At 45.7% G+C, this 18,580-nt stretch carries 17 protein-coding genes and 3 tRNA genes; 4 read left to right on the top strand and 16 right to left on the bottom strand.

Annotated elements, in window-relative coordinates:
• Window positions 1–74 precede the first annotated feature (74 nt).
• The 3 genes from EV210_RS17890 to trxA form a co-directional block, all read right to left on the bottom strand.
• Window positions 75–1,061 carry a 4Fe-4S binding protein gene (locus EV210_RS17890; protein ID WP_132082734.1) on the bottom strand — a complete coding sequence of 329 codons (987 nt, stop codon included), beginning with the start codon at window positions 1,059–1,061 and terminating at the stop codon, window positions 75–77.
• Between the two features lie 17 nt (window positions 1,062–1,078).
• Window positions 1,079–2,635 carry a bifunctional metallophosphatase/5'-nucleotidase gene (locus EV210_RS17885; protein ID WP_132082733.1) on the bottom strand — a complete coding sequence of 519 codons (1,557 nt, stop codon included), beginning with the start codon at window positions 2,633–2,635 and terminating at the stop codon, window positions 1,079–1,081.
• 76 nt (window positions 2,636–2,711) lie between these two features.
• The gene (trxA, locus tag EV210_RS17880; protein ID WP_132082732.1) at window positions 2,712–3,035 is read right to left on the bottom strand and encodes a thioredoxin; all 324 of its coding nucleotides are present in this window, start codon (window positions 3,033–3,035) and stop codon (window positions 2,712–2,714) included.
• A gap of 418 nt (window positions 3,036–3,453) precedes the next feature.
• Between trxA and EV210_RS17875 the strand changes: the two genes are divergently transcribed.
• Genes EV210_RS17875 through EV210_RS17865 form a run of 3 tightly spaced genes read left to right on the top strand, consistent with a single transcriptional unit; the run spans window position 3,454 to window position 5,915 of the window.
• Window positions 3,454–3,708: a FeoA family protein gene (locus EV210_RS17875; protein ID WP_207900770.1), complete on the top strand. Its 255-nt coding sequence runs from the start codon at window positions 3,454–3,456 to the stop codon at window positions 3,706–3,708.
• Window positions 3,709–3,735: 27 nt separating this feature from the next.
• The gene (locus tag EV210_RS17870) at window positions 3,736–4,512 is read left to right on the top strand and encodes a FeoB small GTPase domain-containing protein (protein WP_132082731.1); all 777 of its coding nucleotides are present in this window, start codon (window positions 3,736–3,738) and stop codon (window positions 4,510–4,512) included.
• Window positions 4,509–5,915, top strand: a complete 1,407-nt coding sequence (locus tag EV210_RS17865) for a nucleoside recognition domain-containing protein (RefSeq protein WP_132082730.1) — start codon at window positions 4,509–4,511, stop codon at window positions 5,913–5,915. Before EV210_RS17870 ends, EV210_RS17865 begins: the two co-directional genes overlap by 4 nt.
• Window positions 5,916–5,946: 31 nt before the next feature.
• Here EV210_RS17865 and EV210_RS17860 read toward each other — a convergent pair whose 3' ends face one another.
• From EV210_RS17860 to EV210_RS17815, 10 genes are all read right to left on the bottom strand, one after another.
• On the bottom strand, window positions 5,947–6,420 hold the full coding sequence (locus tag EV210_RS17860; RefSeq protein ID WP_132082729.1) for a metal-dependent transcriptional regulator: 474 nt from the start codon (window positions 6,418–6,420) through the stop codon (window positions 5,947–5,949).
• A 209-nt stretch (window positions 6,421–6,629) separates the two neighbouring features.
• Window positions 6,630–7,280, bottom strand: coding sequence for a thiamine phosphate synthase (gene thiE / locus EV210_RS17855; protein WP_207900769.1), 651 nt, complete (start codon window positions 7,278–7,280; stop codon window positions 6,630–6,632).
• 24 nt (window positions 7,281–7,304) lie between these two features.
• Window positions 7,305–8,426 carry a Nif3-like dinuclear metal center hexameric protein gene (locus EV210_RS17850; protein WP_132082728.1) on the bottom strand — a complete coding sequence of 374 codons (1,122 nt, stop codon included), beginning with the start codon at window positions 8,424–8,426 and terminating at the stop codon, window positions 7,305–7,307.
• On the bottom strand, window positions 8,405–9,103 hold the full coding sequence (locus EV210_RS17845; RefSeq protein WP_132082727.1) for a tRNA (adenine(22)-N(1))-methyltransferase: 699 nt from the start codon (window positions 9,101–9,103) through the stop codon (window positions 8,405–8,407). Before EV210_RS17845 ends, EV210_RS17850 begins: the two co-directional genes overlap by 22 nt.
• 132 nt (window positions 9,104–9,235) lie before the next feature.
• Window positions 9,236–9,310 (bottom strand) — tRNA-Glu (locus tag EV210_RS17840).
• Between the two features lie 10 nt (window positions 9,311–9,320).
• Window positions 9,321–9,395: transfer RNA gene (locus tag EV210_RS17835), tRNA-Ile, on the bottom strand.
• A 58-nt stretch (window positions 9,396–9,453) separates the two neighbouring features.
• Window positions 9,454–9,529 (bottom strand) — tRNA-Asn (locus EV210_RS17830).
• A 61-nt stretch (window positions 9,530–9,590) separates the two neighbouring features.
• Window positions 9,591–10,700: an RNA polymerase sigma factor RpoD gene (gene rpoD / locus EV210_RS17825; protein ID WP_132082726.1), complete on the bottom strand. Its 1,110-nt coding sequence runs from the start codon at window positions 10,698–10,700 to the stop codon at window positions 9,591–9,593.
• Between the two features lie 63 nt (window positions 10,701–10,763).
• Window positions 10,764–12,578 carry a DNA primase gene (dnaG, locus tag EV210_RS17820; RefSeq protein ID WP_132082725.1) on the bottom strand — a complete coding sequence of 605 codons (1,815 nt, stop codon included), beginning with the start codon at window positions 12,576–12,578 and terminating at the stop codon, window positions 10,764–10,766.
• 243 nt (window positions 12,579–12,821) lie between these two features.
• Window positions 12,822–13,820 carry a deoxyguanosinetriphosphate triphosphohydrolase gene (locus tag EV210_RS17815; protein WP_132082724.1) on the bottom strand — a complete coding sequence of 333 codons (999 nt, stop codon included), beginning with the start codon at window positions 13,818–13,820 and terminating at the stop codon, window positions 12,822–12,824.
• Window positions 13,821–13,920: 100 nt separating this feature from the next.
• Here EV210_RS17815 and EV210_RS17810 point away from each other — a divergent pair, with 100 nt between their 5' ends.
• Window positions 13,921–14,397: an LptA/OstA family protein gene (locus tag EV210_RS17810; RefSeq protein ID WP_132082723.1), complete on the top strand. Its 477-nt coding sequence runs from the start codon at window positions 13,921–13,923 to the stop codon at window positions 14,395–14,397.
• Window positions 14,398–14,442: 45 nt separating this feature from the next.
• Here the strand turns inward: EV210_RS17810 and EV210_RS17805 are convergent, their stop codons facing one another.
• From EV210_RS17805 to ppsA, 3 genes are all read right to left on the bottom strand, one after another.
• Window positions 14,443–15,264 (bottom strand): pyruvate, water dikinase regulatory protein, encoded by an 822-nt coding sequence (locus EV210_RS17805; RefSeq protein WP_132082722.1) that lies wholly within the window; start codon window positions 15,262–15,264, stop codon window positions 14,443–14,445.
• A 5-nt stretch (window positions 15,265–15,269) separates the two neighbouring features.
• Window positions 15,270–15,917, bottom strand: a complete 648-nt coding sequence (gene ccpN, locus EV210_RS17800) for a transcriptional regulator CcpN (RefSeq protein ID WP_165898962.1) — start codon at window positions 15,915–15,917, stop codon at window positions 15,270–15,272.
• 97 nt (window positions 15,918–16,014) lie between these two features.
• A complete protein-coding gene (gene ppsA, locus EV210_RS17795) occupies window positions 16,015–18,411 on the bottom strand; it encodes a phosphoenolpyruvate synthase (RefSeq protein WP_207900767.1) in 2,397 nt (798 codons plus the stop codon).
• Between the last annotated feature and the right edge of the window lie 169 nt (window positions 18,412–18,580).

The raw sequence follows: 18,580 nt of genomic DNA, 5'->3' as shown, positions 1-18,580 counted from the left end.
TTGCAGCCTTTATATTCGGCATGAAGCCGCTACTACCTCAGCTTTTTGTGCATACATGACATTCAACAGCATTCTTACTGCTGGAGCCTGCCTGCTACCATGCAATCCAGACAAACCGAATGATTATGAACAGGCTGAAACGACTGCCCGCAAGTCCTGCACAGCGGCAAGTTTGCCTCAATTACCTTACGCTTGCCAAGTTGAACAGCCGCACTTATTTCAATTGCCTGCACCGGACAATGGGCTGCACAGATCTTACAGCCCGAGCATTGGATCGACTCATGATAAATAGTCAGTAGATCGGTTTGCTCAGCAATAGTAATGGCTTTACCCGTGCAAATCTTTGCACATAAACCACATGCCCGGCAACTATCATGTACGACCATACTAAAAAATCCTTTAAGCGGTTGCGGCGGCATGCTTTGCAGATCGTCAGACAGGCTCTCTGTTATCCATTTTTTACGTTCCAACCTCTCTAGCTTGCCGCCTTCAGAGAAAGCAGCTTCCCGGATTGATTCTACAGTCTCTCCCAGCATTGCACTGAAAAAGCTTCGCCGGGAAATCACTTTTTTTCCATATACGCTATGCTCCGCATCGTCGCCCGACTGAATTAAGCCCTTTTTACAAAAAGCTAAAACCTGGTTTGCATGGTTAATGGCAGTTATCAGATGAGTATGTACAGGACGATTGCATTGCTGACACGCACGGTTATCAACAGTCAGTTTGTTGCCGCCGTATGCCAGGGCAACTAGCAGCCTGCTTTCCAAAAAACCCAGACACGGCCAGGAACTCTCCTTATTTTGTTTCTGACAGGCAAATACCGCCGGTAGGCCTGCTGAAATAAGCCTCATTAATTCCCGGTCCGAGTAATTTAAAGCAGCCACCGCTTCCACCGGGCAAACGGCCACACACAAGCCGCAATGATTGCAAAGCTTAGATTCAATTTGCAGTGCTTCATTGATACAGTGAGCAGGACACAGGTCACGACACTGTTGGCAGCGCGCTTCTTTGTAACGCCCGTTTAAACATTTGTCGCGATCAAAATAGATTGCTTCAGCCATGCAAGTCCTCCTGACTTCTACGCTGCCGGGATAAATGACTGTTTATTGCGTATCTTTAATCTCCCATCTTGCTCCGGAGCCAGCTGCCCAGCCTGACTGATTGCCTGCTCAATAATTTCTCGGATAGACACATGCGTATCGACAGGACTGCGACCTGCAGTAAACATCGTAAAGCCATCACCTCCGGCAAAAAGAAAATCATTTACAGCCACTTTATAGGACTCATTTCTTTCCAGTTTCCTGCCGTTAGTAAGTACAGCATGAGTTACACGCTTGTTTACTGGCCGTGAATAATCATAGGTTACCATCAAACCGGAGAACTGCAGCATGCCGACCTTTTGATTGTCAATTCCATACTCTAACGCATTCATGATTTCTCTACCGGTCATTTCAATCACCAGTAAGCGATTATCAAACGGCATTAACTCATAGAGACTGGCTTTGGTTATTGGTCCAAAAAGCTCACCTGTGCGAATACTGCCGCCATTGAGAAAGGCCACATCCGTTTTACCGGCCTTTCTCAGCATATCGCTGGCCCACTGCCCAAGCGGAGATAACTCATAGCGGTTATGTGACAATCGAACCTTTGCATCTCCTAGTACCATTCCTTTCAGCACTGCGGTTTGTGACTGAGCAGCCTGAACAATCGCGCTTACCGCCAAGTCGCCTGCCAGCCCTTCCAGCGGCACATCCGCAACACTTGTCACAGCTGAGATTACTTTTTTCGCTTCTCGGGAATAGACGAGATTTACTTTTCCAACAGATCGGCCATTATATGCCGCCTGAATAACGGGTATTCCATTCACCGTACCGGCAAGCTTAGTATGACTGTGTCCGGTAATGATTGCAGCCACTCCGCTCAGCCGTTTGGCCAGAAGAGCAGCTTCTCCCCGCAGCGTATTTGTCCGCGTATCGGGTTCACAGCCCAAATGGGAAAGAACGATAATCACGTCAGTTCCCTGCCGCTTCAATTCGGGCAGCAGAGCATTTACCGTTTTGGCCGGATCTGCAAAGCGATAACCGGAAACAACATCCGGATGAGCTTTATAAGCGGTCTCGGGCGTTGCAATACCAATAACCGCTATCTTAACTCCTTTTCTATCGAGAATAATATACGGCTTCGCAAAGGGCAGTAATGTTTGACTGCTTTTCTCGAAAACATTAGCGGCTAAAAAGGGAAAATGGGCCTGCTGTGCCCGCTCGCGCAGCGTTTCTATTCCCCAGTCAAATTCATGATTGCCTATGGCCATTGCATCAAAGCCAATATTATTCATAATCGCTACGATTGGTTCCCCTTTCAGCAAATCCGCATCAATCGTACCCTGAAACATATCGCCGGCACTGACAATCAGCGTTCCTTCCGGGTTCAGAACAAACTCATCTTTCAGGTAATGTGCCAGTCTGATGGCTCCGGGATTTCTGTTGTCCTGGATGAGAGCACCATGAAAATCATTCACTGTTAAAATAGTAATTGCCGCAAAATCCTGCTCTTCTTGTGCCATGGAAATCGTATTCCAAGCAGAAATAACCGTTAAGAATCCCAGTAAAACAAAAACTTGCAGGAATTTCTTCATGCTTTCCTCCCCCTGGATTCTTTAAAACGAATCAATAGTAAGAGAACTCCTGGATAAACCAGGAGTTCAACGATTTTTACAAAATTGCATCCAGTGCTGCACTGATATCTTTACGAGGACGATAGCCTACAATACGTTCCACTTCATGACCGTCTTTTATAATCAGCAGGGTGGGTACTCCCATTACGTTATATTTACCAGCCAGTTGCTGATGGTCATCTACGTTAATTTTTGCAACCATTGCCTTGCCGACATATGTTTCAGCGACAGCTTCCAGTTCTGGACCAACCATTTTACAAGGTCCGCACCAAGGAGCCCAAAAATCAACTAGAACTGGCTGCTCGGATTTTAGCACCTTTTCTTCAAAATCTTGCTGCGTTCCAATCGTTACTACACTCATCGGCTCAGCCCCTTTTCAGTAATCTCCCCCGTGAGAGGTTATCTTTATTTTAGAAAATTTTAACTAATTAGTCAAGCAAAAGTACTTTCTCCAAACCTGCCGGCACTTTCAGAGAAAAGTACTGCCATCCATTCTGAATAATCCTTGCCGTCTTCAGCAAAAACCTGATTTGCATACGGGCGATGGCCGGCAGCGCAAGCAGAGCAAGTGCAATTTCTATAGTATCTGCATTACTATCAGAAAAATTCTTGTTTGGTCAATCAGCGAGTAACCAAATCTGCTTATTGTTCATACCATGAAACAAAGAGACCGTTCAGTTAGCTCAGGCTAAAATGCAGCGAGACCTGCAGCAAGCCGGCTAACCTTTTTTCAGCACAAAAACTTAGCTGAAGTTATAAAACTTAAAGGAGGCTAACTCATGGTAGAGCAAAACCAAATGCATGCCTTATCCGATCTTGCTGTTGGATCATACTGCCAAGTAGCGGCAGTCGAATTAGAAGGTCTGATCCGTAGGAGAATTCTTGACCTGGGGATGGTGCCAGGCACACCTGTCCAGTGCGTACGAAAAAGTCCTGCCGGCGACCCCATCGCCTTTTATGTGAGAGGCAGTATGATTGCGCTTCGTAATGAAGACGCGCGGCTTATTAAGGTTAATCCTTGGCAGCCCGAATAAAAACACAGGTTTGGAGGATAGTTGTAAATGAAAGATGAGCTTGAATCTCACTCCCGGATTTTGCGGGAACACTTTGGCCTGTCAGTTGCTCCAGCGCAATATGTTGTTGCGCTGGCTGGCAACCCAAATGTCGGCAAAAGCACTGTCTTTAATACCTTAACCGGCCTTCATCAGCATACGGGCAACTGGCCGGGAAAAACAGTTGATAATGCCCAAGGTACCTTTACCCATGCCAATCAGTCTTTTCTTATGGTTGACCTGCCCGGAACCTACTCCCTTTTAGCCCATACGGCCGAAGAGCAAATTGCCCGCGATTTCATTTGTTTTGGCCAGCCGGATGCCGCTTTAGTGGTTGTTGACGCAACTTGCCTGGAGCGCAATTTAAACCTGGCTCTCCAGGTAATGGAGATAACCGCTAATGTTATTGTCTGTGTAAATTTAATTGACGAAGCCCGCAAAAAAAACATATCTGTTAACAGCCGCCTGCTGGAACAAGAACTGGGAATTCCTGTTGTTGTAACTGCGGCCCGAACGGGGGAAGGACTTGCCAAATTAAAGGATACTCTCTATCAGGTAGCCAGTGGCTCCCATAAACCTGCGCCAAAACAGATTTCCTACTCCCCTTTGGTTGAAGAGGCTATTGCTAAGCTTGTACCGCAAATCAGCCGCGTAATCGATCACCGCTTAAATCCACGCTGGGTAGCACTTAGATTGCTTGATGGTGACAAAACCTTTATTGAAAGCATTAACCGCTACTTAAACAAGGAAACCGTCCTGGATGCTGTGGAGGTGGCCTTTCAATGACGGCTATTGTAAAACCAATCAGCACATTGGCTCAGATCTGCACCCAGGCAGAAAAGCTCCGTCTCCAGGCAGGAACCAAACTGGGAGATGCTATCGTCGCCGATATTTATGCCAATGCCGAGACAATCGCACGAAAAGTAGTTGTTAAACCTGATAATACCAGAACATCCTGGGAAACCAAACTAGATGACATTCTAACTTCCCGTATATTTGGTTATCCCATCATGCTTTCCTTATTAGGAATGATATTCTGGATTACAATTGTAGGTGCCAATATTCCCTCTGGTATGATAGCAGACGCATTGTTTCTTTTCCAGGATCAGCTGACAGAATGGTTCCAGCTCGCCGGTGCACCCGACTGGCTCCATGGCGTACTGGTGCTCGGTATGTACCGTGGCTTAGCCTGGGTAGTATCCGTAATGCTGCCTCCTATGGCGATTTTCTTTCCCCTATTTACCTTGCTCGAAGATTTGGGTTACCTGCCGCGTGTCGCCTTTAACCTGGATCATGCATTCAAAAAATGCAAAGCCAGCGGCAAGCAGATCCTAACCATGTGCATGGGTTTTGGCTGCAATGCTGCCGGGGTTGTGTCAGCAAGAATTATCGACTCTCCACGAGAAAGAATTATTGCTATCATAACCAACAACTTTGTTCCCTGTAACGGACGCTTTCCCACACTCATTGCCATAGCAACCATATTTGTCGCAGGTTATTTTTCACCCGAGCTGGAAACTCCCATTGCCGCCCTTACTATTACCGGCCTGGTTTTCCTCGGCGTGCTGATCACCTTTGGCGTTTCCTGGCTGCTGTCTCACACGGTATTAAAAGGTGAGGCCTCTGCAATGGTCCTTGAGCTTCCCCCTTACCGCAAACCACAAATCGGCGCTGTGATTTATCGTTCCATGATTGACCGTACTTATTTTGTGCTGAGGCGTGCTGTCGTCATGGCTGCACCGGCAGGTGCCATCACCTGGATTTTGGCCAATGTTATGATTGGTGATACCAGCGTTCTCAATCACATGGCCGCCTTTCTGCAGCCCTTCGCCTATGCAATTGGGCTGGATGGTTACATCCTGCTGGCTTTCATTCTCGGATTACCGGCTAATGAAATCGTTGTTCCCATTTTACTCATGAGCTACTTGTCCACAGGTTATATGATTGAGATAGAAGAACTCTCCGAGCTTTCACAAATTTTTATCGCTCATGGCTGGACCTGGCTGACTGCTGTAAATACACTTTTATTCTGCCTCCTCCACTGGCCATGTGCCACAACATTGCTCTCTACATACAAAGAAACAGGCAGTAAAAAATGGACATTTTTAGCCTTTCTGCTGCCAACGGTAATCGGTTTATTCGTCTGTTTTGTCGTCGCCCAAACTGCCCGTATGCTGGGATTAGCATAACAATTGCTGAGGCTGCTGCCGGCGGCCTCAGCTACTCGCTTTGCACTTCCTGCTGGCTGAGGATGAAGGCTGTAAGCTGCTCGTGAATGAGTGGATTTTGCCGCATAAACGCGACAAAGGTCTGAATGACATCAATAGTGGAAACCGATAAATAATGTTCCATTGCTTCCGCTTCTTCACTGACGTTGCACTGAGCACTCAACAGCAGAAGAAACTCCTGCAGTATTTGGTTGCGCTTCACAAGAAAGCTGCCAATTCGTTTGCCCTTGTCCGTAAGACCGATCAAACCATATCGCTGATACGTGATGTACTCTTTCAATTTTAACCGCCGCAGTGCTTTGGTCACCGAAGGCTGCGCAACATTTAACTTATGACTGATTTCCGATACTCTCACAATCGGCTGAGTCAGTGAAAATCGATATATTTCTTCCAAATAGTCTTCCAGACTGGGGGATAAATCAAAACTGTTTTTCTCTTTTTTGTTCTCTCCTTTGCTGCTTGCCATAGTCGTCCACCTCTATATTCCCTGTTTTCTCCGGTGCACGGTACTGCCCGGCTGCCAAAAGCGTAGGTATCTCACTCTATTCTATGCACGCATTTCTAAAAATTGGACTAAAAAAAGAAATCCTATAAAAAAAGAAGGGGTACTGCAGAGCTTTTTAAAAAGCAATGCGATACCCCATTTTTATTGCAGCCTATTGTAAAACTATCCGTTTATTCCTTAAGCTTCTGCCGCAAACGCTGCACCGCCTGTTTAATATCGGCGGCACCTACCAGCTCCGTAATCAAGGCGAACTGCGACACTCCCAGCTGTTTGAGTTCGGCAATATTATGTTCCTTAATGCCGCCTATAGCGACAAATGGCAAGGAAATCTTCTCAACAACATATCGCAGATACTCAAAACCTACGGGAGCACACACATCTTTTTTAGTAGCGGTCGAAAAAATCGGACCGACACCAATATAATCGACCACACCACTTTCAGCAGCAGCTTCCGCTTCTTGCGGTTTATGGGTAGAAAGCCCCAGCAGCAGATCATTGCCGATTAACCGGCGCACCGCCTGTACCGGCAGATCATCCTGTCCGATATGTATCCCGTCAGCCTCCACTAATAAAGCCAAATCAATATGATCATTCACAATAAAAGTAACACCCGCTTGCCGCGTTAGGTCCCGAATAGCCAGACACTCTTGATACATTTGCCGCGCCTTCTTGTCTTTTTCCCGGTATTGTAAGACTTTAATGCCAGCCTCCACCAGTTGTCTTGCGACCTCTACGTTGTTCCGTCCTAAAGAATGCTCCTCAGAAGTAATCGCATATAAGTCAGTTGTTAAAAAGTTATGCATCGCTGCTTTTTTTTGCATATCGGCTCCCCCTTCGTCGCGAATCTAATAGCATTGAAAAATATCCTGATTGACAGCATCACTTTGGATCGTAATGTGCCAGTCTGCGGTTTCAGAACAAGCTTGTAAATAAGCTGTAAGTACCGCAAGTACAGGCTGTTCAGTAGCGAAATGCCCGGCATCAACAACAATCAATCCTTTGGCAGCAGCTTCCTGGGCTTCATGATACTTTATGTCGCCAGTAATCAAAACGTCTGCCCCCACTGCTATGGAGCAGTTGATCAAACTAGCCCCGCTGCCGCCACAGATTGCCACTTTTTCAATCATCTTATTGTCAACATTGCCCGCTACAGTTACCTGCCCCACTCCCAATGCTGATTTAACATACTCGATAAAATCCGTAAAATTTCTGGGATGGCTCAGTCTGCCCAAACGGCCCAAGCCTTGCCTGATTCCGTTATTGGCAAGCGAGTATAAATCATAAGCTACTTCCTCGTAAGGATGGGACTGAATCATAGCTGCCACAACCTGTTTACTAAGCGACTCAGGAAAAATCGTTTCCAGCCGGCATTCTTGCACATATTCCATTCGTCCCTGCTCGCCAATAAACGGCTTCGTTCCTGCCAGCGGTAAAAAAGTTCCCATTCCGGCAGTCTGAAACGTGCAGTGGCTGTAATTGCCGATATGCCCTGCACCAGCCTGACAAATCGCTTCCCGGACGGTCTCCATGTGCGTCACGGGAGCAAATACCACCAATTTAACAAACTTTTCCTCAGCCGTTACCTGCAGCGGTTTTAAAGCCTGCAATTGCAAACAGGCCGCCAGGGCATCATTTACACCGCCTGCAGCTATATCTAGATTCGTATGGGTACAATAAACGGCTATCGAATGCTGCAATAACACCGCCAGCATCTCTCCCTGCGGAGTATCCGTACGAATGCTGCTCAGAGATTTGAAGATAACGGGGTGATGGCTAATAATCAGCTCATAGCCATGTTCTGCCGCATAGCGGACTACAGGCAGGGTAACATCCAGAGTCACTAACACCTTGTTAACTTCTTGCTCCGGCGAACCGATCAGCAGACCAACATTATCCCATTTTTCTGCCAGAGCGGTGGGAGCTAACTTTTCCATAGCTTCCATGATCAGTTTGCAGCTAATTGACATGCTTTTTCCTCCAGCTGCGCTAATTTCTCCTGATACTCGCGAAATTTATCCGACTGCCGTGCCTTCTGACTGGCATTCATTTCTGACAAAACATACTGCTTTTGCCTGATAAGCTGAAGAATATGCTTAGTTAACAGAGGCGGCTTATTTTCCCACAATATGGGACCTATCTCATATAGAATTGGCTCAACCAAAGAAGATTCGCCCTGCTCGGCAACAATAATTTCATATAGCTTGCCATCTTCTTCGACCAGTGTCTCATCCGTAATATTCCATCCGTTTTGAACCAGCCATTGTCTTACCAGCGAAGCTCCGATCATGGGTTGGAGAATCATACGCTTGAGTTCAGCTGTTACTAGCGGGTGCGCTGTCAATATATCAATGATAGTCGTTCCACCCATACCGGCAATTGTAACCGTATCCGCCTCTCCCGGTTTAAGTACAGCAAAGCCGCTGCCAAAGCGGAGATCTATATTTTCCTTCAGCTTTAAACGGTTAATAATTTGACCGGCTGCTGCGAAAGGCCCCTCATTGATTTCACCGGCAATCGCATGCGAAATAAGGCCCTGCTGCAGTAAATATACCGGCAAATAGGCATGGTCCGTGCCGATATCAGCCACTACAGATCCTTTGTGAACCCGTTCGGCAATTGCTGTTAATCGTTCTCCTAAGTTCAAAATACTGCCTCCCAGTAATTTTCAGTCTTGAGCCAAAGGCTTTACTATAGTATGAAAATAAAACTTCTGCAATATTTGTATAAATCCTGCAATAAATAAAAGCCATCCGCAATGGATGGCTTTGTACTCTTGTGGTGACCCGTAGGGGATTCGAACCCTTGATACCGCCGTGAAAGGGCGGTGTCTTAACCACTTGACCAACGGGCCGAATATGTAATGGTGGGCCCACCTGGGATCGAACCAGGGACCAGCCGGTTATGAGCCGGCTGCTCTACCGCTGAGCTATAGGCCCAAAAGACATTGAAAAACAGGTTTTCGAGTGAAAGCCTGTTTCAATAACAAAACAAAAATGGCTCCTCGAGTAGGACTCGAACCTACGACCGATCGGTTAACAGCCGATTGCTCTACCAACTGAGCTATCGAGGAACGGCATCGACATAACATATTGTACAACAATGTTAACTAGCCGTCAAGCATTTTTTACTATTTATTCTAGAAAATCTTTTAATTTTTTACTGCGACTGGGGTGACGAAGCTTGCGAAGCGCTTTGGCTTCAATCTGCCGGATACGCTCGCGAGTAACGCCAAAATGCTGCCCTACTTCCTCAAGCGTCCGTGCTCTACCGTCATCCAGACCAAACCGCAGACGCAAAACCTTTTCTTCCCGGGGGGTCAATGTTTCCAGAACTTCTTCCAGCTGTTCTTTTAACAGCATAAATGAAGCAGCCTCGGCAGGTGCCGGTGCATCCTGATCCTCAATAAAATCCCCCAGATGGGAATCTTCTTCTTCCCCGATTGGTGTTTCCAGGGAAACGGGCTCCTGAGCAATCTTCATAATTTCGCGAACCCGCTCAACGCTGATATCCATTTCCTTGGCAATTTCTTCCGGCAAAGGCTCTCTACCTTTATCCTGCAACAATTGGCGGGAAACACGAATCAACTTATTAATTGTTTCGACCATGTGTACCGGTATCCGAATGGTACGTGCCTGATCAGCAATTGCCCTGGTAATAGCCTGACGAATCCACCAGGTAGCGTAGGTACTGAATTTATAGCCCTTATTATAGTCAAATTTCTCAACGGCTTTAATCAGCCCAAGATTGCCTTCCTGAATCAGATCCAAAAATAGCATACCTCTGCCTACATAACGCTTGGCAATGCTAACTACAAGCCGCAAATTGGCTTCGGCCAAACGGCGTTTTGCTTCCTCATCGCCTTGCTCCATCCGCTTTGCCAGGTTAATTTCTTCATCGGCCGTAAGCAAGGGTACACGGCCAATTTCTTTTAAATACATTCGAACGGGATCATCAATACTGATTCCCTCAGGAATGCTCAGATCAATATCAACTTCCTCAGGGGCAGTCTCAATTTCGGCCTGATCAGGGCCTTCAAACACTTCCACATCAGGAATCTCATCAACAATTTCAATGCCTTTAGTCGTAAAAACTTCATACATGTCGTCAATTTCATCAGGTGACAAATCTTCACCTTGGAGAGTATCCATGATTTCTGCGTATGTCAGCATACCGCCGCGTTTTTTGCCTTTATGCAATAATTCATTTACATGATCACTTGAAACATTTTTCTTTTCTGTCATTGTTACTCCCCCCTCCCTTGGCACGTCTGATGAGTTGAGCTCATGCTATCTGCACTAATCGTCTTAAGACTGAAGCAATAGTTTAATTTCATCATTAATTCGTTTGCTTTCAGCTAATTCCTCCTGAAAGCGACTATCCCCCAAACGTTCTAATTCATCGGCCCGCAGCCGGTGTTGTTCAAATAAGGCCTTTAGACTTGTCAGCCGAATGGCTTTAATATAATCATCAACCAACCGGGTAACATCATTTGTCTGTTCATCTATTAACATAATATGCGACAATTCAGTATTGGCCTTTTCGCTTAGCAGATTGGCTAAGGCTGCCGGCACAAGCTGATTCCCTGAATTATACGCATGAAATAAGGAAGTTAGTATTTCCCGCCGGCTTTCCTCCTGAAAATCACTGGGAGAAAGCTGGACTTGTACATAAGAGATAAGGGCAGGATCTTCACACATTAAATGAATGAGGTGCTGTTCGGCTGCGGCATTTTTTTGCACAGCACGCGCCGACACCGGGACATTTGTTGTATTATATCCATTCTTCCCCGTTTTTACAATTTTATCCTTTTTATTCAGTACTGCATATTTATTAAATTCGCTGCGAATAGCGCTTTCATCAATACTTAAGAGCTGAGATAAGCGTGTGATGTGCCCATCAATCTCAACGGCATTATCTGATTGAACTAAGGCCGGCATTGCTTTAGCGACAACGGCTACTTTCCCTTCCAAACGGGAATAATCAGTATCCTTTAATGCCTGTTGAATTTGATAATCTAACAACCCCGGAGACCGCTGGATCAAATTTTGGAATTGCTCAATACCATTCTTGCGAATAAATTCGTCAGGATCCTTACTTTCAGGCACAGATGCGACCCGAATGGTAATCCCCAAAGACCTGACTACCTCCAGCGCCCGCACTGTCGCATTTTGACCGGCAGCATCACTGTCATACGCAAAGACGACTTCTGCAGCCTGCCGTAGCAGCAAGCGGCCTTGCTCCGGTGTGAAAGCCGTCCCTAAAGAAGCTACGACATTTTTCGCCCCTGCTTCATGAGCAGTTATCGCATCCATATAGCCTTCCACTACAATAGCCTGCCCCAAATCGCGTATGGATTTGCAGGCTTGATCAAAAGCAAACAAGGTTTGCCTTTTATTAAACACTGCTGTTTCCGGTGAATTTAGATATTTAGGCTGACTGCCATCCATAACCCTGCCGCCAAAACCAATGACGCGGCCCCGTACATCACAGATCGGGAATATGATGCGGTTACGAAACCGGTCATAACATCCTTCACCGGTGGTACGGCTGCTTACTAGTCCGGCTCTTAGCAAAAGCTCCTGATCAAAACCTCGTTCTTGAAATGCTATTGATAGTTTATCCCAACCCGGGGGAGCAAAACCAATTTTAAACGTATCAATTCCGCTTTTTGTTAGTCCCCTCGAAGTTAGATAAGCTAGCGCCTCTTTTCCATAGCTGGTTTTTGTAAGGCAGTTATAGAAAAAGTCACGCGCCATTTCATTTATTCGGTATAACTGGGCCATTTCCCGTTCCCGGTTAATCTCCAATTCGCTCTTTTCCTGATCGGGCAAAGGGATATTCAATTTTTGTGCCATCTTCTTTACCGCTTCAAAAAAGCTAATGTTTTCAACTTTCATGAGAAAATTGAAAACATTTCCCCCTGCTTGACAGCCGAAGCAGTAAAAAAAACCTTTGTCAGGTGTAACGGAAAAAGAGGGTGTTTTTTCATTATGAAATGGACAGCAACCCCAAAAGTTCTTTCCCTTTTTTTTAAGGGGAAGATATTCGGAAATAACGCTGATAATATCGCTCTCCGTCCGCACCCTGTCAACAAACTCATCATAAAGAGTATTCTTCAATTAAACCATCCTAACAGGCTTACCATAATAAGAATATGAAACGAAAAATGAATGATTGAGACTTAATTCTACATCTTTTTCCATAATCCTTCCATAATCTTTCCAATTAACTTATATCCAAACTGTCTTTCGCGATTCTATTTAATAATATTCAATACAAATAGCAAATATCCTTTTTTCCCCTTGACAACCATGAATATTTTTGATAATAAAAGCAGCCTTACCACGGTAAGGCTGCTTGTTTTAGACCTGTTCCCGCCACAAAGACGGTATGAAAAAATCTTGGAAAAGTTTAATGGCATACAGATCTGTCAGTCCGGCAATATAATCAATGACCGTTGCCTGTAAACCCCAGCTAGCCTGGCGGTCAATAAACTCTTGCGGCAGACTGCCGGGAAACGACATATAATAGTCGTATAGCTTTTGAATAACATACTTCGCTTTTTTACGGTCAGGTTCCAGAGCCGGCGAACGGTATAAGTTAGTAAACATAAATTGGCGAAACTCATCCATTGCCTCTATAACCGGCGGCGACATGTTGATTTCATTTTTTCCTTCTGAAGAATGAATCATATCCGCAACCATAGTCGTAATCATTTCAGAGGGCTTTGTGCCTAAAATAGAACAGACTTTATCCGGCAGCTGGTCCGGCTGCAGCATATTAGCCCTGATGCCATCATCATAATCATGACAAAGGTAGGCAATCCTGTCTCCTATTCGCACAATATTTCCTTCCAACGTGTAAGGCTTATTAGGGCCGGTATGATTTACAATTCCGTCTTTCACCTCTAGTGTAAGATTCAGCCCTTGCCCATTTCGCTCTAAACATTCGACAATTCTAAGGCTTTGCTCATTATGATTATAATGGCCAATGATTTCTTGCAGGGCAAATTCACCACAATGCCCAAAAGGAGTATGCCCCACATCATGCCCTAGTGCAATCGCCTCTGTTAAATCTTCATTCAGCATCAGTCCCCGGGCGATCGTTCGCGATATCTGGGCAACCTCCAGGCTATGCGTCATTCGCATGCGGTAATGATCACCTGGCGCAATGTACACCTGGGTCTTATGCTTTAGACGGCGGAAGGCTTTACTATGAATAATCCGGTCTCGGTCACGCTGGTAATTCGTACGGAAATCGCAAGCGATTTCCTGCTTCTCCCGGACGGCTTCTCGGCTTTTAGCAGAAAATGGTGATAATATCTTATACTCCTGCTCTTCACTACGCTCGCGGATATTCATTTTCTATGCACCCCCTTACTTTATTATATCAAAAACCAGTTATTTACATAGGTCAAATCACCCAATCTTTGCTATAATAATGACAAAGGATGGTGCTTCAATGAAATACAGGGTAGTTATTGCTACACTTCTTATTATTATTTTGCTGACCGGGTCAGCTCTGGCAGCTAAACCGATCATTAAGGCCGACCGTACATATTTTGATGTTGCGACAGGCCTCTATGTCTTAAACGGAAATGTCTATATTGAGGTTGGCAGCCGGATCATCAAGGCCAATCAAGCCAAGGTTGATTTATCTTCGCTCGAGGTGTGGGCGAACGGCGGGGTATCAGTCACGCAGGGAGACATTTATTTTACTGGTGACAGTGTATATGTATATGGCAGCCAAAAGCTAGCTCAAATCAGCGGTGGTGTGAATTTTTCCCGAACAGGCGTAGATATTACCGCGGATAGTGTCGATTATAACTGGCAGCAAAAAGTAGCTGTCTTTAGCGGTAACGTTAGTGTAAAGCAGGGTGACAACTGTTGGACAGCGGATCGCGTAAATTACCACGTGCTGAATAATGTCTTTTTTTAAAGTAACAAGCCACAGGCAACGGTCCGTTGTCTGTGGCTTATTTCTTTATTTCTGCTGTTGCGCATTTTTTTGCGCAATCTCTAAAATCCGGTTGGCAGTCTCTTCAATGGCCTTATTGGACACATCAATAATCGGACAATGTATTTTCCGCATAATTGCCCGGGCATATTCCAATTCTTCGGAAATCCGTTCCAGGTTGGCGTAGCTGGCATCAACACCTAATCCCATTACTTTTAACCGTTCTGATCGTATTGAATTCAGCTTGAACGGATCAATAACTAATCCCACCACCCGCTGGGCAGGCACCTGAAATAACTCTTCCGGTGGCGGTACTTCCGGTACAAGCGGTAAATTTGCCACCTTTAATTTTTTATGAGCCAGATACATACTAAGCGGAGTTTTGGATGTTCTTGAAACACCGACAATGACAATATCCGCTTTCAGAAATCCCCATGGATTTTTGCCATCGTCATACTTTACTGCGAACTCGACAGCTTCCACCCGCTTAAAATATTCCTGGTCCAGTTTATGAATCAGCCCTGGCTTCATTTTGGGTTCTAAATTGGACAACTTTTCCACAGCATTCATCATAGGCCCCATAATATCAACTGTAGGAATGGCATGCTGCTGGGCGTGACTGAGCAAAGCCTCCCGCAAGTTAGGAGAGACGATTGTATGGCAGATAAGGCTTTGATGCTTTGCTGCTTCCCGGATAGTCTCTTCGATTTGCTGCACAGAATTAATATAAGGGATTCGAATAATATCAAACCTGCTCGCATCAAACTGGCTGGCAGTTGCACGAGCTACCATTTCGGCTGTTTCACCGATCGAATCCGACAAAGCGTAAATAATTGGTAAGGCAGTTATGGTTTTTACCTCCTTTTCCCTTCTCCGAACTCTACAAACAAGCGGGTAATATTCGTTTTTGTCAAACGGCCAATTACTTCATATTCTTTGGCATCAGGCAGATTGAGCGGACGAACAACAGGCAGACTGTCAACCTCATGATCAATCAGTTTTTTTGCTGCTGATAGCACCGATTCATCCGGTGTAGTTACCACTAGTTTGGGCATAGGCGTCATGAGTACCTTTACCGGCATTTTCTGCAAATCGCTGTTACCGATTGCTACCTTGAGCAAATCTTTGCGGGAAACAACCCCCACCAATACACTTTGCTCAGCTACAAAAACTGTTCCCACATCTTCCAGAAACATTGTAACAACTGTGTCATATGCACTTGAGCCCGGGGCCACAACTACCGGTAAGGACTGAACATCCCGCACGGTCAAACGCTCAATTTCTTCGGCCAGTACTGATAAGCTATTCTTGCCAACATAGAAATAACCCACTTTGGGACGGGCATCAATTACACCGGCCATAACTAGAATAGCTAAGTCAGGTCTAAGAGCTGCCCTGGTAACATTTAACCGTTCCGCAATCTGCTCGCCGGTTATCGGGCCATTCGTTCGTACGATCTCCGCCATCTTTTCCTGCCGTGGCGTTAAAGCGATAATTAACACTCCTTTCCTCGACAGATATTTGTAACAATACGCTAAATTTAGATTAATTCCTCTATGGATATGAAAACATCCGGCTTTTTGCCGGATGTTTTCGTGTCTACCAGGTATAATCAGTCGTATCTGCAAGCCCCCGGCCGGTAAGCTTATCAAGAATAATGCGCTGTTCAACTTGCGCTACCTGCCGCTTTGTTGCCTTAACTGCATCAGGATTTACGGAAATGGAATCAATGCCACTCTTGATCAGAAATTCGGTAAAATCAGGATATACGCTTGGAGCCTGACCACAGATGGACACTGTCTTTCCATCACGATGAGCCACTTCAATTAAATGCCGGATGGCCCGTTTAACAGCTAGGTCCCGTTCGCTAAAAATGTGCGACACGGTTTCATTATCGCGGTCACAGCCAAGCACCAGCATCGTAAGGTCATTAGAGCCGATAGAATAACCGTCAACAAATTGATTGAACTGATCCGCCAAAATGATATTAGCCGGAATTTCTGCCATCAGCCATACTTTGAAGTCCGCATTCCGTCTAAGTCCCTGTTCGGCCATCAGTGCGGTAACTTTGGCGGCTTCTTCTACTGTCCGGCAAAAGGGAATCATCACATTTAGATTTTTAAAGCCGTATTCTTCCCGCACTTTTCGAACGGCCTGAAGTTCCAGTTTAAAAGCCTCAATATATTTGGGATCATAGTATCGCGAAGCACCACGCCAGCCCAGCAGCGCACTTGGTTCATACGGCTCATATTTATCGCCGCCTTTTAAATCACGATACTCGCTTGATTTGAAATCACTGAACCGGAGTACCACCGGTCGGGGAGCCAGCGCCTGACATACCTGCCGTATGCCTTCCGCCAAACCGTCAACAACCTTTTCCGAACGGCCAGTTTCGATCAAATACAGGGGATGTTCATGAATATAGGTGGTCCAAATGAACTCTTCCCGCATCAAGCCGATTCCGTCACAAGGCAGACTAGCATATCTCTCGGCCAGGTCCGGATCACCTAAGTTCATATATACCCGTGTCCCGGTAACAGGAAACGACTCGATAACCTCGGTCATGGAAGCATTCTGTGCGGCCGGTTTGGCTACCAGATCCTGGATCAGCCCTTCATAAATGATACCGTTAGTCGCATCAACCGTTATTTCAGCCCCGTCAGCAATGGCGACGGTTCCTTCAAGACCACGGCTTTTCGTTCCAACAATGCAGGGAATGCCCAGCTCACGGCTGACAATAGAAGCATGGCAAGTCATACCACCGGCATCAGTAATAATCGCTTTGGCTTTTTTCATTGCCGGAACCCAGTCGGGAGCAGTCATCTCGGTAACCAGAATTTCGCCCTCTTTAAAGGTATCAATCATCGACGGGTCAAGAATTACGTGCGCTTTACCGCTGATGCGTCCCGGGCTGGCTGGCAGTCCTTTTGCGATTACCTTGCGATCTGCAGCGATAGGAGCCTTAACAGCTGCATCAGCAGTGGCGCCTTTCGTTTTATTGCGCCGGGACCATACCGTCTCAGGACGAGCCTGCAAAATCCACAATTTGCCGTTACGCTCATCAATGCCCCACTCAATATCCATATAAGAGCCATAATGCTTTTCAATATCGATAGCATAGCCGGCCAGCTCTTGAATTTGCTGATCAGTCAAGACCGAAATCTTAGCCATGTCTGCCGGAACCTTTTGTTCCTCGCAGCCGCCACCAGCTTTTCGAACAAGCATAACTGGCTTTTCATGAATGCTGCGTTGTTCAATTGTACGGTCAATTTTACGTACTAGATAACTGTCAGGAGTCACCGTTCCCTGAACGACATACTCACCTAACCCCCAGGAGCCTTCAATAAATATACTGGTATCATTTCCTGTGGCAACATCAACAGTAAACATGACTCCAGCCGCCCGGGAGAATACCATCATTTGGACAACCGCACTTAGTGCCACTTCCAGGTGATCGAACTCTTTCTTCACGCGGTAATATACTGCCCGGTCAGTAAAAGTGGACGCATAGCATTCTTTAACCCGCTCGATTACTTCTTCTTCGCCCTGAACATTTAAATAGGTATCCTGTTGACCGGCAAAACTGGCATCAGGTAAATCCTCGGCGGTTGCACTGGAGCGAACAGCAACGTAAGGATTGGCTTCGCCGGCCTTCTTAGCCAACTCACGATAAGCGGCAGCAATTTCAGCAGCTAATTCAGCGGGCATATGCGCTCCCATGATTGCCTGACGAATTGCTGCAGTAACGTCCCGCAGTTTGCGGCTGTCCTCTACATCATCCAATTCGGCAATCAATGCTGCAATTTTTTCACCAAGACCGGTTTTTTCTATAAAATAGCGATAAGCATGAGCAGTTGTAGCAAAACCATAAGGAACAGGAACCTGGGTACGGGATGTCATTTCTCCTAGTGAAGCAGACTTACCTCCAACTAATGGTACATCTTCCTTATTAATGTCATCAAACCATAAAACCATGCTAGTTGTTTTACTCAACACTAATCATCCCTTTCAAATATTTATGTTATACTATTTAACGTTATTTCTTCTATATAGTATATACTATATCAAAAAGAGATTTTCTGCAATATAGTTTTTCAGGAAAATACAAAATTAACATACCCGATTTATCCCGATCTATACAAAAGAGAACTGCTCCGGCAAAATT

The sequence above is a fragment of the Anaerospora hongkongensis genome, from assembly GCF_004339805.1.
GTDB classification, from domain to species: Bacteria; Bacillota; Negativicutes; order Sporomusales; family DSM-15969; genus Anaerospora; species Anaerospora hongkongensis.
The sequence above is the reverse complement of the archived record's forward strand: the minus strand, read 5'-3'. Positions and strand labels throughout refer to the sequence as shown.

Bases quoted from the DNA above. Each gene is read 5' to 3' on its own strand.
- EV210_RS17850 (WP_132082728.1), bottom strand. From the start codon at position 8,426: ATGTCAATTAGCTGCAAACTGATCATGGAAGCTATGGAAAAGTTAGCT.
- EV210_RS17890 (WP_132082734.1), bottom strand. From the start codon at position 1,061: ATGGCTGAAGCAATCTATTTTGATCGCGACAAATGTTTAAACGGGCGT.
- EV210_RS17810 (WP_132082723.1), top strand. From the start codon at position 13,921: ATGAAATACAGGGTAGTTATTGCTACACTTCTTATTATTATTTTGCTG.
- rpoD (WP_132082726.1), bottom strand. From the start codon at position 10,700: ATGACAGAAAAGAAAAATGTTTCAAGTGATCATGTAAATGAATTATTG.
- EV210_RS17860 (WP_132082729.1), bottom strand. From the start codon at position 6,420: ATGGCAAGCAGCAAAGGAGAGAACAAAAAAGAGAAAAACAGTTTTGAT.
- EV210_RS17865 (WP_132082730.1), top strand. From the start codon at position 4,509: ATGACGGCTATTGTAAAACCAATCAGCACATTGGCTCAGATCTGCACC.
- trxA (WP_132082732.1), bottom strand. From the start codon at position 3,035: ATGAGTGTAGTAACGATTGGAACGCAGCAAGATTTTGAAGAAAAGGTG.
- EV210_RS17875 (WP_207900770.1), top strand. From the start codon at position 3,454: ATGGTAGAGCAAAACCAAATGCATGCCTTATCCGATCTTGCTGTTGGA.
- EV210_RS17885 (WP_132082733.1), bottom strand. From the start codon at position 2,635: ATGAAGAAATTCCTGCAAGTTTTTGTTTTACTGGGATTCTTAACGGTT.
- thiE (WP_207900769.1), bottom strand. From the start codon at position 7,280: ATGCAAAAAAAAGCAGCGATGCATAACTTTTTAACAACTGACTTATAT.
- EV210_RS17870 (WP_132082731.1), top strand. From the start codon at position 3,736: ATGAAAGATGAGCTTGAATCTCACTCCCGGATTTTGCGGGAACACTTT.
- EV210_RS17815 (WP_132082724.1), bottom strand. From the start codon at position 13,820: ATGAATATCCGCGAGCGTAGTGAAGAGCAGGAGTATAAGATATTATCA.